Source organism: Clostridium cavendishii DSM 21758, from assembly GCF_900141845.1.
Classification (GTDB): domain Bacteria; phylum Bacillota; class Clostridia; order Clostridiales; family Clostridiaceae; genus Clostridium_AG; species Clostridium_AG cavendishii.
On the sequence record NZ_FQZB01000011.1, the window covers coordinates 47206 to 62586 of the forward strand.

At 29.6% G+C, this 15381-nt stretch carries 13 protein-coding genes; all 13 read right to left on the reverse strand.

What is annotated here, in order from left to right:
- Positions 1–76: 76 nt before the first annotated feature.
- A complete protein-coding gene (locus BUB01_RS13025) occupies positions 77–1483 on the reverse strand; it encodes a sensor histidine kinase (protein WP_072988893.1) in 1407 nt (468 codons plus the stop codon).
- 8 nt (positions 1484–1491) lie between these two features.
- Entirely contained in the window at positions 1492–2220 is a 729-nt protein-coding gene (locus tag BUB01_RS13030; RefSeq protein WP_072988435.1) for a response regulator transcription factor, read from the reverse strand.
- Positions 2221–2295: 75 nt separating this feature from the next.
- Complete coding sequence (locus BUB01_RS13035) at positions 2296–4278, reverse strand: FtsX-like permease family protein (protein ID WP_072988438.1); 1983 nt, start codon at positions 4276–4278, stop codon at positions 2296–2298.
- A complete protein-coding gene (locus tag BUB01_RS13040) occupies positions 4265–5032 on the reverse strand; it encodes an ABC transporter ATP-binding protein (protein WP_072988441.1) in 768 nt (255 codons plus the stop codon). The genes BUB01_RS13035 and BUB01_RS13040 overlap by 14 nt, the downstream gene beginning before the upstream one ends.
- Before the next feature lie 424 nt (positions 5033–5456).
- Entirely contained in the window at positions 5457–6179 is a 723-nt protein-coding gene (locus tag BUB01_RS13045; protein WP_072988445.1) for an ABC transporter permease, read from the reverse strand.
- A complete protein-coding gene (locus tag BUB01_RS13050) occupies positions 6172–7086 on the reverse strand; it encodes an ABC transporter ATP-binding protein (RefSeq protein WP_072988447.1) in 915 nt (304 codons plus the stop codon). The genes BUB01_RS13045 and BUB01_RS13050 overlap by 8 nt, the downstream gene beginning before the upstream one ends.
- A gap of 81 nt (positions 7087–7167) precedes the next feature.
- Positions 7168–8124, reverse strand: coding sequence for a sensor histidine kinase (locus tag BUB01_RS13055; protein ID WP_072988449.1), 957 nt, complete (start codon positions 8122–8124; stop codon positions 7168–7170).
- Positions 8085–8786: a response regulator transcription factor gene (locus BUB01_RS13060; protein ID WP_072988452.1), complete on the reverse strand. Its 702-nt coding sequence runs from the start codon at positions 8784–8786 to the stop codon at positions 8085–8087. The genes BUB01_RS13055 and BUB01_RS13060 overlap by 40 nt, the downstream gene beginning before the upstream one ends.
- Positions 8787–8847: 61 nt before the next feature.
- Complete coding sequence (locus BUB01_RS13065) at positions 8848–9516, reverse strand: transposase family protein (RefSeq protein WP_072988455.1); 669 nt, start codon at positions 9514–9516, stop codon at positions 8848–8850.
- Positions 9517–9775: 259 nt separating this feature from the next.
- Positions 9776–10462, reverse strand: a complete 687-nt coding sequence (locus BUB01_RS13070) for an ABC transporter ATP-binding protein (RefSeq protein ID WP_072988459.1) — start codon at positions 10460–10462, stop codon at positions 9776–9778.
- Positions 10463–10483: 21 nt separating this feature from the next.
- Positions 10484–12979: an ABC transporter permease gene (locus BUB01_RS13075; RefSeq protein WP_072988462.1), complete on the reverse strand. Its 2496-nt coding sequence runs from the start codon at positions 12977–12979 to the stop codon at positions 10484–10486.
- 180 nt (positions 12980–13159) lie between these two features.
- Positions 13160–14539 (reverse strand): sensor histidine kinase, encoded by a 1380-nt coding sequence (locus tag BUB01_RS13080; RefSeq protein WP_072988466.1) that lies wholly within the window; start codon positions 14537–14539, stop codon positions 13160–13162.
- A 9-nt stretch (positions 14540–14548) separates the two neighbouring features.
- Positions 14549–15271, reverse strand: coding sequence for a response regulator transcription factor (locus tag BUB01_RS13085; protein WP_072988469.1), 723 nt, complete (start codon positions 15269–15271; stop codon positions 14549–14551).
- Positions 15272–15381: the final 110 nt, after the last annotated feature.

Consider the following 15381-nt stretch of genomic DNA (forward strand, 5'->3'; position numbering starts at 1 on the left):
CTAGAACTGGTAGTCATTCTAAAGAATTAGTGATGATAATCTTGTTGTTTTGTTATATAGATAATTTTATTTCAAGTTAAGTATCCTTTGGGAATTCTATATCTATGCTTGTACCAACATTCATCTTACTTTTTACATTAATTTTCCCTTCATGTGCTTCTATTATTTGCTTTGCAATTGCCATTCCAAGTCCTGAACCTTTAACATTTACAGCGCTATTAGTGCCCCTATAATACCTCTCAAAAAGCTTTCTTAATTCTTCTTCACTCATTCCTTTTCCATTATCTTCGATCCTTATATATATTTTCTCCTCTTCTTTTATAGAAACTTTTATTATAGTATCTGATGCATTATGAATTACTGAATTACACAATAAATTAGTAAAAGCTCTTTTAAAAAGTGTATTATCAAAATTAAAATTTATCCTACTTTCTGTGCAGTTAAAAATAATATTTCGCTTGTCATATTTTGGATCATTTAATATACTTATAATTACTTCCTTTAATAAACGTGCTATATTTCCTTCTTTGCGATTTATAGGAAACATACCATTTTTGAATTGATAAGTAAAATTCAAATTTTCAACTATGGTTTCTACATTTTTTGCATTTCTAAATATTACTGCTCCATATTTTTTTACAGTCTCAGGACTAACAGCATATTCAGAATCAGTTAATATTTCTGCATAACCTTTTATTGGTGATAATGGAGTTTTTAAATCATGAGAAATATTAGCTATCCATTCTTCCCTTAAAGTTTCATTCATTTTTCTTTCATCTTCACTAGTTTTAAGCTTACTATCTAAAAGATTAAGACTATGAAATACATCACTATACATTCCATTTTCCTTCATAGGAACATACTCATTTGAAGCAAGTTTTTTTATTCCTACTATTATATATGATAATGTATGCTTCATCCATATACCATAAACCGCAACAAGGAATATAATAAGTATAAATAAGCCTAATAGAACAAACTTAATATTTAAAAAATTGTCATAATTAAAGTACATAGTTATTTTTGATATTTTTGCAGGAAACCCAATAATATATGCCCATTTTTCACCATTATCATTAACATTTCCAACAAACATAGTATAATTCGGAATGTCGCCTCCAGTCTTATATAACTGAACCATTTCTATAGGATCATAATGCTTTAAAACCCCAGTAGGCTCATTATATCCTAAGGTTACATCCCCTTTTTTATCAACGATTTGAAAATAAAGCTTGTATTTTTTTAAGTCATTTATTCCTGAATCCGTTAACTGTGGCTTGCCTTCTTGAAAACAAATTTTTCCAGAAAAATTTGTTGTAAAGTATACAGGCCAACTGCTCCAGTTAGCATAACCATCTTCGCTACTAATACTAACATTTAATACATAAAAACCTATTCCTTTAAAAATTAAAATTAAAATAATAACAACAATAAAAAATTTATAATATAAATTGAATACTATTTTGTATCCTGCTTTCCTCATTCTACCCACTACTCATTCCTTTTTACAAGTTTATATCCAAGTCCTATTACAGTAACTATTAGCTCTGGTTTAGAAGGATTTTCCTCAAGCTTTTCTCTTAAATGTCTTATATGAACAGAAATTGTATTATCATATCCCATATAATCTTCTCCCCATACAACCTCACAAAGTCTTTCCTTATTAACTATCTTATTAGAGTTTTCTGCCAAATACAAAATGAGCTTATATTCCTTTGCTGTAAGTTTAACTTCTACCCCCTGCTTATATACCTGACTATGCAACCTTTCAATAGTAATATTTCCAAGATTTATCGTATCATTCCTACTATCACTAACTTCCTTTATACAGGCATATTGCTGTCTTCTAAGCTGTGCTTTAATGCGAAAAGCAATTTCTTTTGGACTAAAAGGTTTGGTAATGTAATCATCTCCTCCTATACTTAAACCAACAATTTTATCAATGTCACTGTTTTTTGCAGACAAAAATAAAATTGGACAATAAGAAAATTGTCTTATCCTTTTACATACCTCTATACCATCAATGTCTGGAAGCATTATGTCAAGTACTACTACATCGGGCTTTTCAACATTACACATGTTTATACCATCTAACCCGCAATGTGCCTTTCTAACATTCTTAAAGCCTTCTTTTAATAAAACCTCCTCTATTAAGTCAGTTATATCTTTTTCATCATCTATAAGTAATACTTTTTTATCTGCATCATTTACTAAATCCACGTCAAAAACACCTCTTTAATATAATTAGATTCTAAATACTCTATTAACTTAGAATCTAATTTCCAGATTATACATCTAGTATACAACATTTTTGGTTATAATTCTCATATAAGATTTAACAGATAAAAAGTAAAAACAGAGATAAATTACTGCATATACTCCTATGGTCATCCCCACCCATTCCATTTGTGACATTGACCAGCCAGAGCAATATTTTATAAATGCTATAAGTGGAAATATACTATGAAGAATACCAAATAAAAGTGGCATTACAAAAATAAATCCCAGTTGTTTTGATACGATTCTCAAAGTTTCCTTCTTACTTAAACCTATCTTTGAAAGTATAGAGTATCTAGTCTTATCCTCATAGGCTTCTGTTAATTGTTTATAATACATTATACTTCCAGTGGAAACAACAAAAAGAATACCTAGAAATGCACCTATAAATACATAGCTGCCATACAAAGAATGAACCTCCATATACATATCATAGTAAGAGGAAAAATTCCTATCCTTTGGCATCATTTGGTTAAGTTCTTCAACAACACCTCCACTTTTCAATATATTATCAAAATTATATGCTCTTATAACGCTTGTATTATTTCTATTCTCATCTAAAAGCTTATTAAAAAATGTATCTTGCACTACTATAGTTGCTTTTTGAAATTTAATTCCAAAAACACATCTTACATCTGAATCCGAGATATCAAATTTATAAGCTTTATCACCAATAGTTGAATCGAGCTCATCACCAGTTAGTCTTCCTCTTCCTTTAGCTAAACTACTTACTTCAATAAAAAAACACTGATTCTCTTTATTTATTTTAATATCCTTAGCCCTCTCTGTAATATCTGTACCATCATTAAAACTTGAATTATTTACAATATCCTTGTATTCAGATTCCGATATTATAAACATATCAAAAGGAGCCTTAAAATCTTTTCCAAAGGAACCTTTATATTTTTGTGTAAGTCCACTTCCATTTATCATTACAATATCTTTTTTATAAGTTGTTTTAATTTCTTTATGATTATTAATAATAGCCTCAATCCCTTTATTCAAATCCTCATTTCCACCTTGATACATTATTGAATAAGGGCATCCATTTGGTGCAACTTTATCAATTGTCATATTAAGACTGAAAGTAAAACATAGTGCTGTAATTGCAACCGCAGAAATAACAGCTATGGTTGCAAGAAGATTAGAATTTCCTTTAATTCTGTAGATTATTTGAGATACTCCTATTAGATTTTCTCCTTTATAATAAGCTTTTTTATTTTTCTCAAATAGCTTAAAGATATAAATTATTAAATTATTAAACAATATATAAGTCCCTAAAACAACAAGTAACATTACAATAAGAGCCTTATACAGCATTTGGATACCTCCAGACTCTAAATTCATTTTTAATGTAAGGCAATATCCAGCACCTACCATAATTATGGATAACAATGCCAATATTTTAGAAAATTTAGGTCTCTTTTCACCTTCCTTAGCTGCATTTATAAGTTCTATAAGCCTAAACTTATATATTATTCCATATGCCTTTATAGAATTCAGCAAGAATATAATCATAAAAACAAAAATTGTCATACATACAGATCTAATATCAAAATTATACTGTATAGGCTTATCCAACTTCATACACATAGTAAGTATCTTTAAAAATAATTTTGATGTAACTGCTCCTAATGGCACACCAACAATTAATGCAAGTATTCCTAGAAAAATATTTTCAAAGAACATTAGCGTACCTATCTCCTTCTTTTTCATACCAAGCAATGAGTATATGGCAACCTCTTTCTTTTTATTTTTTATAAAAAAGCTGTTTGCATAACCTATGAAAATAGCTGAAAATATTATAACTACAAAAGCTGCAGCTTTAAAAATAACTCCAACCTTAACTCTATCTGAACTAAAGGATTGTATTTGACGACTATAATACATAGAATAAAATATCATGAGAATAAAAACTGAAGTCAATGTACTTATAAAATAAGAAATATACCCTTTAAAATTATGTTTTACGTTGTTTGCTCCAAGGCTAAATAATGTCACTTTCAGCACCTCCTATAGTAGCAAGAGTGCTTAATAGTTCATTATAGAAATCTTTTCTGCCTTTTGTTTTTTCAATTTCAGTATGAAGTATACCATCCTTTATAAATATAATTCTGTCACAATAACTTGCTGCAAAGGCATCATGAGTTACCATAACAATTGTTGCTTTATTATTAATATTTAGTAAAGAAAGGTTGTCTAAAAGTTCTTTTGAAGATTTTGAGTCTAGTGCTCCTGTAGGCTCATCTGCAAAAATAATTTCTGGTTCTGTTATTATTGCCCTTGCTACTGCTGCTCTTTGCTTCTGACCACCTGAAACTTCATAAGGATATTTCGCTAAGATATCTTCAATATTTAAAATACTACTAATCTTTTTTAATTTTTCTTCCATAGTCGCAACATCTACCTTAGATAAGGAAAGTGGTAAAATAATATTTTCCTTTATGGTTAGTGTATCAAGAAGATTATAATCTTGAAAAACAAAACCTAACTGCTTTCTTCTAAAGCTTGACAATTCATCTTCATTAAGATTTAAGAAACTTTTCCCTCTTAGTGAAATTGTTCCTGACGTTGGACTATCAATAGTTGATATTACATTTAATAATGTTGACTTACCTGATCCAGAAGGTCCCATAATCCCTAAAAATTCACCCTTTTGAACAAAGAAACTTACTCCATTTAGTGCCCTTGATTCACTTTCTACTTGTTTTGACCCATACACTTTTTTCACATCTCTAACTTCCATTATATTCATAAAAATAGCCTCCTTATACTGTAAGGTTATCAACCTTACAGGCTTCTAAATTTAACTTCAGTTAGATTGTACATATACGATATTAATCTGGATTTAAAACCATCTTAAGTTCATCTTAAGTTTCCTTATAAAGTCATTGTGAAGAACTATTGAACTTAAAAATCAATTTTATGAAAAACTTATTAGCACAAGATAAAAGCCATATTGTAAAAACAATATGGCTTTCTTATGGTGGAGGCGAAGCATAACCTTTAAAATTTACTATACTATCATTTTTAATCCCTCTCTAAAATTAAGACTCTTACACATGCACAACTGCATGAATAAGAGCCTTTACTCTCATAATTAATAATGTTTTTATAGTTTGACTTTAAAATTGGCGATATGTCATCCAATTTATTTATCCCAGAAGTGAAACTTTCCTCTATGCTTCCTGCTTTTTAGATGCCCATATTATTCCTAATATTGACGTTATACTTATCACTACAAAAACAAAACATGAAACACTTAGTGGATAGGTAGATCCTACTTGCAGCTGTGGTGAATTAAGTATACGAATAGTAGTAACGAGAGGTACAAATGAAGAGAAAACATCTGACCATATACTCATAAACGAAACAAATGCATAAATTATAGAAATAGCAATGGCTATTACATAGCTTTTTTTACTTAAAACTGCTATACATACTACTGGTAGCATAGCTGCAAATACTAAGCAACCAACTGAAATCGTTATCCCTAAGCCATATACAAATTCATCCAAATTAATTGTAACTTTAAACAAAGCGGCTGGAAGCCCTAGCAAATAACTGTATAGACAAAAAACTTGAATTCCTGAAAATAAAACAAGTAACTTTGCTAAAGATAGCTTTACACGATTAACAGGAATAATTAGCAAATTTTTATATGTGTTCTCAATCCGTTCTCTATTGAAAAGATAACTTCCAAACAAACCAAATATACAAGGCCACAAAAACAGGATGGCAGGCCAAATGGATTCAATGGTAAAGTCTAACCAATGTTCACCTATTCTAACAGGTCTAATAAGTACTGCAACTATAGGCAGTATACTGCAACCTCCAAGACATATCCATAACATACCTGATCGCTTTAACTTCTTTAACTCCACCAAAAATAGTTTAACCAATTGTCACACCCCCTGTAAGCTTTAAGAAATATTCCTCTAAGTTGCCCTTATAAATACTAATTTCAGATACGCCTATGCCAGCTACATTGAGCTGCCTATTGATTACTTCAAAATCTCTATCTAACTCATAAATTTTAATTCCTTTTTCATCAATTACTTCAAAATCAATAACACCCAATTCTTTCTCTAGAATTGGAATCGCCCTCTGAACATTTGATACAACCATTTTAACATAATGACGATTTCTTCTTTTTACTTCATCCATTGATAATTCTTCAATTAGTACTCCCTTATCAATAATTCCAATAGTATCAGCCATCTGTTCTATTTCACTTAAAATATGACTAGAAATAATTACTGTAATACCTTTTTCAGCAGACATTTTTTTGATTAACAACCTAATTTGCTGGATACCTACAGGATCTAGTCCATTAGTGGGTTCATCTAAAATAATAAATTCCGGCTCATGCATAAGTGCCATTGCAATCCCTAGACGCTGCTTCATCCCAAGTGAAAATTTTCTAATTTGCTTGTTTTTTTCACCTTCTAAATTAACTAATGCTAATACTTTTTCAATAGCATCTTTAGATTGCAACCCTCTTAAATCAGCTATAATTTGTAGATTTTCTCTTGCTGTCAGATTTTCATAAAAGGCAGGCATCTCAATAAGTGCCCCAATACGGCTAAAAGCCTCTTTTGTTGGTACATCAAATTTTTTGTTAAAAAGTATTATTTCTCCAGATGTTGGTTCTAAAAGACCTGTAATCATACGTAATGTCGTTGTTTTCCCTGCGCCATTCCTACCTAGTAGCCCATAAATTTCACCTTTTTTAACATGGATATTTAAATCTGATACTGCAAACTGTACACCATATTTCTTGGTTAGTCCGCATGTTTCTAAAACCATATAATCTCCTCCTTTTTTATACTATGAGCTTAGTATAACAAGTACTTCTAATATCCTGCTGATATAAATCTGATATTTTTCTTACATATACGAGATTATTGGAAAACTTACATGAAATATTGTTTCTCCTGGAACTGAGCGTAGAACAACTACCTCTCCATTCATTTTTTCTGTCAGCTCCTTAGCAATAGCTAGTCCTATTCCACCACCGTTGCTTCTTGAAAAATCAGCTTTATAAAGCCGCTCAAAAATAAATGGCAGATGTTCTTCTTTTATTCCTTTACCCTTATCTTTTATATTAATGCATACTTTACCTTCATCGATGGCTACAAAAATGCCTAGGTAATACCCATCCTTCCCATGAATAAGTGTATTTCTAATAAGATTTTGAAAAATCCTTGTAATAGCATTTTTATCAGCCAAAACAAATACTTCATGTTCTAAAATATTAGCATCAAATACTATCTTTTCTTTTTCTATATATGGAATAAACTCAATGATAATCTGCCTTAATGCTTCACATATATCTATATTTTCTAAACTTAATACAATTTCACCTGCATCTAATTGAATAAATTCAAATAACTGATTGATGCATTTCTTTAGTGCTAAAGCTTTCTCTAGCGCAGTATTTATATATTCATTCTCTTGTTCTTTTTGAATTCTTTTCTGTTGAACTGCTTCCAAATAACCAATAACAGAGACGAGAGGTGTTCTTACATCATGTGATAAATTTGATAAAAGCTCCTTCTTTGTTCTTTTTTCAGTTTCATATTTTTCACTTTGAATGAAGTAAGCCGAAATCAATTCATTAATTTTAAACCCCAAATCACCTAACAAATCTTTATCCTCTGAAAAAATATAAAGCTTATTTTTCTCTTTCAACAATATATCCATTGTTTGAATCATAGCTGCCATTCTTTTCTTCCATCGATAGTTCTTTATTACAAAACAAATAATTATACCTATTAATAAAGCTATAACAACATATGCCATTACTATTCTTCCTCTCCAGAAAAACGATAACCAATCCCCCATACCGTTTGAATATATTGGGCTGTTTCAGAATCATCCCCAATCTTTTTGCGAAGACGATGAATCAACGCCATAATATTGTTATCATCAAAGACATATTCATCCTCCCACACAGCACTATAAATCTGCTTCTTGGTGAACACCTTTCCTCTATTTTTTACTAAAAAGTACATCAAATCAAATTCTTTCGCAGTCAAATCAACGCCAGTACCATTCAGACGCACTTTGTGAGTAGAAGGATCAATATGCAGATTTCCAATATCAATCGCTTGCTCAGAATACTCACTGTTTGAATTAAAAACTGTATATCTACGCAGCAGCGAAGCCACACGCGCAGAAAATTCATAGCTGCTAAATGGTTTTGTTAGATAATCATCTGCCCCCATGCGCAGCCCAGACACTTTATCTACTTCACTGTTCTTGGCAGTCAGCATTAAAATCGGCACATGGCTTGTTTTTCGAATGTCGGACAAAACATCAAAACCACTCTTCTTTGGAAGCATGATGTCCAAAACAATCATATGATAGCTATTTCTAACAGCCTCCAATGTTCCACTTTCTCCATCGTGGCATACTGTTACCATATATCCCTCTGTTTCTAAATTATTTTTTAGCAAGCGGCATAAATCAATGTCGTCGTCAATAACAAGAATTTTGTTATTCATATTTCCTTAGCACTCCTTTCCGACTTTATTCTCTCGCTCTTTCAGTGTATATACTTAGTATTTATTTAAGCAAATCAAATTGTAGATTGTCAAGTACTTTTGCATATGTTTTAAATCGATCTCTACTTACTATTTTAACATTTTTATAAAGCTTTAAATGAGCTGTTACATCATCTAGATTTCTACTATTTATTATATCTATAGGTTTTCCAGTCTTTAAATCACAAATTATTGAACCAAAAGTTACTCCTTTTCTAAATGAAAAGTCATCAATTGCAATAAATTCAGCATCATATTTTACAGTTATATTATAATTTTTTGTTAATCTGAGAATAGAACTATAGCTTACTGGTATATATTTTTTAAATAGCATATGACATTGATTATCACTTTGACTAAGACCAAGCTTAAAGAGATAGTTGGATAAGCGTTCAGTTAATCTTTTATATCTTAATAGAAACTCGCTAAACTCTTCTGAAAATATTTTTCTTGGACAACTATCATTATTACAAAAGAAGCGTCTTTCTCTAACAATTGGCCTTATATACTTATCCAGTATAGGTAAATCTAATATTTTTCTTTCATATTTACTGTGAACTTTTGAAGTAGATTTACCGCACCAAGTACATTTTGCCTCAAAATTATTAAGTTTTAAAATTATTAAAACACGTTCCTCATTGACTTCAAGCTTTTCAACTGTAAAATTACTCAAAAATGCTTCATTAATCATTTATGTCATTACTCCTAGATCAAATTTGATGCATTAAATTATAGTAGATTTTAATGTACTATTTACCGCTCTCTATTTTTTCAATTTTAAGTTTAATCTTTAAAATTACTTATAGGGTTTTAAGTTCAAAATTTAATTTATACATTTGCTTAATGCAAGATAAATCAATGATATTTTCAATGAATAAATTAAGATTTAATATTAAAATACTATATTAATCACGGTAATCACTTCACCTATATGACTAATTTTATCAAGCCTAAACAATTCCCCCATCCTTAACATTCACTACCCTATTACCATACTCAGCAGTTTCCATTGAATGAGTAACCATTATAATAGTCTTTTTATTCTCCCTATTAATCTTTCTAAGCAGTTCCATAATCTCAGTTCCAGTCTTACTATCAAGGTTTCCTGTTGGCTCATCTGCAAAGATTATTTCTGGATTATTAATTAATGCCCTAGCTATTGCCACCCTTTGCTGTTGCCCTCCTGATAATTCCTTTGGAGTATGCTTTCTTCTTTCAGTAAGTCCTACAATCTCTAATATATTATCTAATTCCTTTTTATAATCATTTGTTTTATTACCATCTAAGAGTACTGGTAATAATATATTTTCCTCTACATTTAAGTTAGGTATTAAATTATAAAATTGAAATACAAAGCCAATATTTCTTCTTCTCATAACACTTTGTTTATCATCATCAAATTTTGATATATCCTCCCCTTTCATAAGCACCTTACCAGCTGAAGGCTTGTCTAGTCCTCCTAATATATAAAGAAGTGTACTTTTGCCCGACCCTGATGGTCCCATTATTGATACAAAGTCTCCAACATTAACCTTAAGAGAAATACCTTTTAATATCATTAATGCCTCCTTGCCCATTTTAAATTCCTTGGTTATATCTTTTCCTTCTACTGCAATATTTTCATTTATACTATTCATCATTAACTCCTCCCTAAAAAACTAATCTGTTTTTATCTTTTCAACTATTTTCATCTTATTGTTCTTTATTATAGGTACAATTGAGCCTACCAATGTTAGAGCTATTCCAATGAATCCTGCTATTAAAAATGTAGATAACTGAAAATCTGGACTCATTGATATTCTTGGTCCTGCCACTATAAATATTGTTCTTATTTCTAAATAAGAAATTATCATACCAGCACCTGATCCTATTATCCCTGAAGTAAAAGCTTCTATTAAAGTCATCTTTACATTCTGTTTCGTGCTAAGCCCCACTGCTCTATACATAGCTATTTCTCTTTGTTTTTGTATATAATTTATCAATAGATTGTTTATAATACCTATAGTGCTTAATAATAAAATACAGTAATTAAGGCTATTTAATGGTTTTAAAAATGCTGTTACCACTTCTAAGCTATCCTTAGTGAATTCCTCCACCGTTCTACTGTAATTTTCCTTACTTCCATGCATACTTCTTATTTTTGCCATTGTGCCTTCTGAATCTTTTGATCTATAAACTATCATTCCGTAGGTATTCTGTCCAAAGTCACTTTCTAAATATTTAGATGGAAGTACTGCTTGTGAGTTATTAGCCCTAGATTTATAACTTCCAAGTACTTCATATTCATATTCACTATTTCCTATAGCTACTTGAATTTTTTCTCCAACTTTAACCTTAAGCATTTTTATAAACTCATAATTCAATAATATATTTCTACCATCATTGAATTTTTTAATTGCATTATTCTTCTCTTCACTATCCTCATATTTTAATGCAAACATATCATTGTACTCCTCTAAACTCTTGACTCCTTCAACTCTATTTGTGCCACAGCCATTTAAAGTCATCGTTCCATTAATAACATAGAGTGGTACCACTGATTTCACATTATCACTGCAACTTAACTTATCTACAAAAGTCTTATCAATATTCTTAGCTTCTGTAAAGCCATCTAGTTTAGAACCTTTAAATACATCTCCAATATAAGTACTTACAAAACTTCCTACTACAGTAATTACAATAACAGCTGATATACTTATAAAAAGAAGTGTAATATTTTGAGTAATATTCTTATTATCTCTCATGTTTCTTGCAGAAAGCTTTCCTTCATTACCTAAAATAACACCATATACTTTTTCTAAAACTAAAGAAATACCATTTGTAACTATAGGTATTAGAATAATCGTAGCAACTATTAACGTTATTAAAGATAATCCTCCTCCAATTAATAGCATATTTCCTTTTAATATATTAGGAAGTAAAATCGATATAAAAAATAAAATAGCTCCCATTAATATCTTAAATTTATTACTCACATGTTTTTTTTCTACTGTTCCTAGTACAATATCCTTTACTGGGATTTCACTAGATTTTTTCACTGGAATATAAGCACTTAAATTTGACATAATAATTGCTACAAAAAATGTTACTATAAGACTTGTAGCAGTAATTACCATAGGAATCTCTACTCCTTGTGTAAGGTTTTGTGTCATTCCTCTCAGCATAAACTTTAATGTAATCATCCCTAAAGGTATTCCTATTGCCCCTCCTAATACTCCATAAACTAAACTTTCTAACATAAGTATCTTTGTAACTGCCTTCTTAGTTGCTCCAATACTACGAAATGTTCCTATTACACGTAATCTTTCAATTGTAATAACCTTATAGCTACTATATATAATAAAAATACTCATTGTTAATGAAAAGAAACTTATTAAGAAAAATGGCATAGTTTTTTGTTTTGCATCTTGCTCTATTTGCTTTTCATCTACCACAGCATTAACCTTATATTTATCTTGAGATAATGTTTTTGATACTTCCGTTATTAGTGTATTAGTATCAATATTTTTTTTAGGCTCTAGAAGAATTTCAGTGTATTCATCCTTTATGTTTAAAATATCTCTTAAGGTTTCCTTTGGAATTAATGCATTAAATCCTCTAGTGCTTCTTAAAAATACTGTGTCATAGGCTGCAATCCCATAGACTTCAAAGTTGATAGGTTTTTGATTAATTGTTAGCTTTATGTTATCTCCCTTTTTTATCTTATATTTAGTTGTAAATTTCTCTGGAAGGATTATTTTATAGCCACTAAAATTGCTTAAATCCTCATTGTCTATAAGTCTTGGTTTATTAATAGTATTAAGTCCATCTAAATCTGCTGCTAACATATCAAAGTTTTCAAAATATCCATTTTCACTATATAATGCTGTACTTTTTATTATTCCTACTTTACTTTTAATTTTATCTAGATTTTTTACCACATCTTCTTTAATAAATTTTAGTTGTTCATTTTCATTTTTCGTTGCTGTTACACTTACTGTGGCCACCCCTGAATATCCTTTTTCCATCTTTCTTTGAGCTACTTTATAAGAATCTCCCATAGTAAGAGAAACAAATAATAAAGTAGTAGATAATATTACAGATAGCAGCATAACAGCTGTCCTAGTTTTTCTTTCCTTAATGTTATTTAAAATATACTTAAATATGATTTTCATTTATTCACCCACTTTTTTATTTTCCTTTTCACTAAAATAGGAGTAGCTGCGCCCACTAACTCCGTTTTATTTTTTTGTTTAACCATATTTTTCTGTACAAAAAAAGATTGTTAGCTTATTAAAAATAATAAACTAACAACCTTAATATCCATTTTATTTAACCTTAAGACCACCTTAATGTTAAAACTCAATTATGAATTTTGTCCCTTCTCCTAATTTACTTTCCACATAAATATTCCAATTATGCCCTTGAATTATTTCCTTAGCTATCGCCATCCCAAGCCCTGTTCCTTCTGTCTTGTTATCAGTGTTTGTTCCTCTGTAATATCTCAAAAAAAGATTCTCTACCTCTTCTTCACTCATACCTCTTCCATTGTCACAAATACATATCCTTGTGTTTTCACATTTCTCTATAAGTATTTTAATCTCTGTGCCATCATCATTATGAATAATTGAGTTATATATTAGATTCATTAAAGCCCTTTTTAAAAGAAGCCAATCATACTCTAAATTAACAACTTCCTCATCACTATGAAAATTAATGTTCTTCCACTGAAATTCAGGATTATTTAATATATCAATTACAATTTCTTTAATAAACCTTACTATATTCCCTCTCTTTTTATTTAAAGGCAACATACCATTTTCAAGCTGATAAGTTAATTTTAAATCATCAATAAGCTTTTCTGCATAGCGGATATTCTTTAATATAATCTTCCCATAAACTTGAGTTTTCTCTAAATTGTTATCCCCAATTGGATCAGCTATTAACTCTGCATAGCCTTTAATAGGTGATAAAGGTGTTTTTAAATCATGAGTTATATTTGAAATCCACTCTTTTCTTAACTTATCATCCATATATCTCTTTTGCTCTCTTAATTTAAGCTCATTATCTAGCCTATTCAAATTGTCATAAATAATGCCAAATTCACCTTTGTTTTCTTTAGGTTCATAGTTTCTTAAAGATATTCTCTCTAAACTCATAATTATTTTAGACATTTCCTTGGTTAATCTAATACCATAAACTCCACCAAAAACAACAACTATAAAAATAATAGCTCCAAGTATAGGGATAATGAATGATTTACCACTTATAAATTCATTATTGTCTAAATACATGGTTACCTTAGATATTTTATTATGAAAGCCTATTAGGTAAACAAAGTCCTTTCCATTAATGGTAACAGTGCTACTAAAGACCTCATTACTCTCTTGTTGCTTTAATAAATCAACTTGAGAGTATCGTTGTTTTACATTTTCAGGTTTATTATAGCTTTCAATTTCATTGCCATCCTTATCAATTATCTGAAGCCATAATTTATTTTCCCTAAGCTTGTCTTTTCCCTCTTCTGTAATAAAATACTTGTCTTTATTACAGGTAATTTCCTTAGAAAATTCCTGTGTGAAAATTCTCGGCCAATTACTCAATTCTATATCACCATTAGGCTTTTTTATAGTAATAACTTGAAAAGTAACAACTATTATAACAGCTAAAATAAGTATTAATCCAATAAATAAAGTAACATAGGTATGTAATAAACGTTTATAATCTACTTTCATGAATTACTCCTATTCCTTTATTAGCTTATAACCTAAGCCCTTTATTGTTAAGAGAAGTTCAGGCCTTGAAGGATTTATTTCTATCTTTTCTCTTAGGTGCCTTATATGAACCATAATAGTATTATCACAGCCTACTGCATATTCTCCACATATTTGTTCATATAATCTCTCTTTACTTATTATCTTGTTTAGATTTTGAGCTAAATAGGATAATATTTTAAATTCTGTACCTGTTAATTCTATTTCCTTTTCTTCCTTAAGGACTCTTCCCCCATCTATATCAATGAATAAGTTGCCTATATTAATTATCTCATTGGTATTTTCTATGGATTTATTATAATGTTGTCTACGAATTTGAGCTTTTATACGGAAGGATATTTCTCTTGGACTAAATGGTTTTGTAATATAATCATCTCCTCCACTACTAAGACCTAGTATCTTATCTATCTCATCGTTTTTTGATGATAAGAAAAGTATTGGACAATATGAAAATTCTCTTATTTTTTTACAAACCTCTATACCATCTATATCTTGAAGCATTATATCTAGTACAATGATGTGTGGTGAATATTTCTTTGCTAAATTTATGCCTTCTATGCCTGAGTGAGCTTTTTTTATTTCTTTAAAACCATCGCTTTTTAGTACTTCTTCTATAAGATCAGTTATATCTCTTTCATCATCAATAAGCAAAATTTTAGAGTTAGTAAAATTGAGTTCGTTATGTATTACCATATAATCCTCCTTAATAAGTAATAATAAAAAATATTACTTTGCTCAAATATACATTTTCTTCACATTACTATTATATCTAATATAGTAATTCTATTAACCATACTTTGCAA

Coding starts and splice junctions, on each gene's coding strand:
- BUB01_RS13025 (WP_072988893.1), bottom strand. CDS start 1,483: ATGAGGAAAGCAGGATACAAAATAGTATTCAATTTATATTATAAATTT.
- BUB01_RS13040 (WP_072988441.1), bottom strand. CDS start 5,032: ATGAATATAATGGAAGTTAGAGATGTGAAAAAAGTGTATGGGTCAAAA.
- BUB01_RS13050 (WP_072988447.1), bottom strand. CDS start 7,086: ATGGTTTTAGAAACATGCGGACTAACCAAGAAATATGGTGTACAGTTT.
- BUB01_RS13055 (WP_072988449.1), bottom strand. CDS start 8,124: ATGGGGGATTGGTTATCGTTTTTCTGGAGAGGAAGAATAGTAATGGCA.
- BUB01_RS13060 (WP_072988452.1), bottom strand. CDS start 8,786: ATGAATAACAAAATTCTTGTTATTGACGACGACATTGATTTATGCCGC.
- BUB01_RS13065 (WP_072988455.1), bottom strand. CDS start 9,516: ATGATTAATGAAGCATTTTTGAGTAATTTTACAGTTGAAAAGCTTGAA.
- BUB01_RS13070 (WP_072988459.1), bottom strand. CDS start 10,462: ATGAATAGTATAAATGAAAATATTGCAGTAGAAGGAAAAGATATAACC.
- BUB01_RS13075 (WP_072988462.1), bottom strand. CDS start 12,979: ATGAAAATCATATTTAAGTATATTTTAAATAACATTAAGGAAAGAAAA.
- BUB01_RS13080 (WP_072988466.1), bottom strand. CDS start 14,539: ATGAAAGTAGATTATAAACGTTTATTACATACCTATGTTACTTTATTT.
- BUB01_RS13085 (WP_072988469.1), bottom strand. CDS start 15,271: ATGGTAATACATAACGAACTCAATTTTACTAACTCTAAAATTTTGCTT.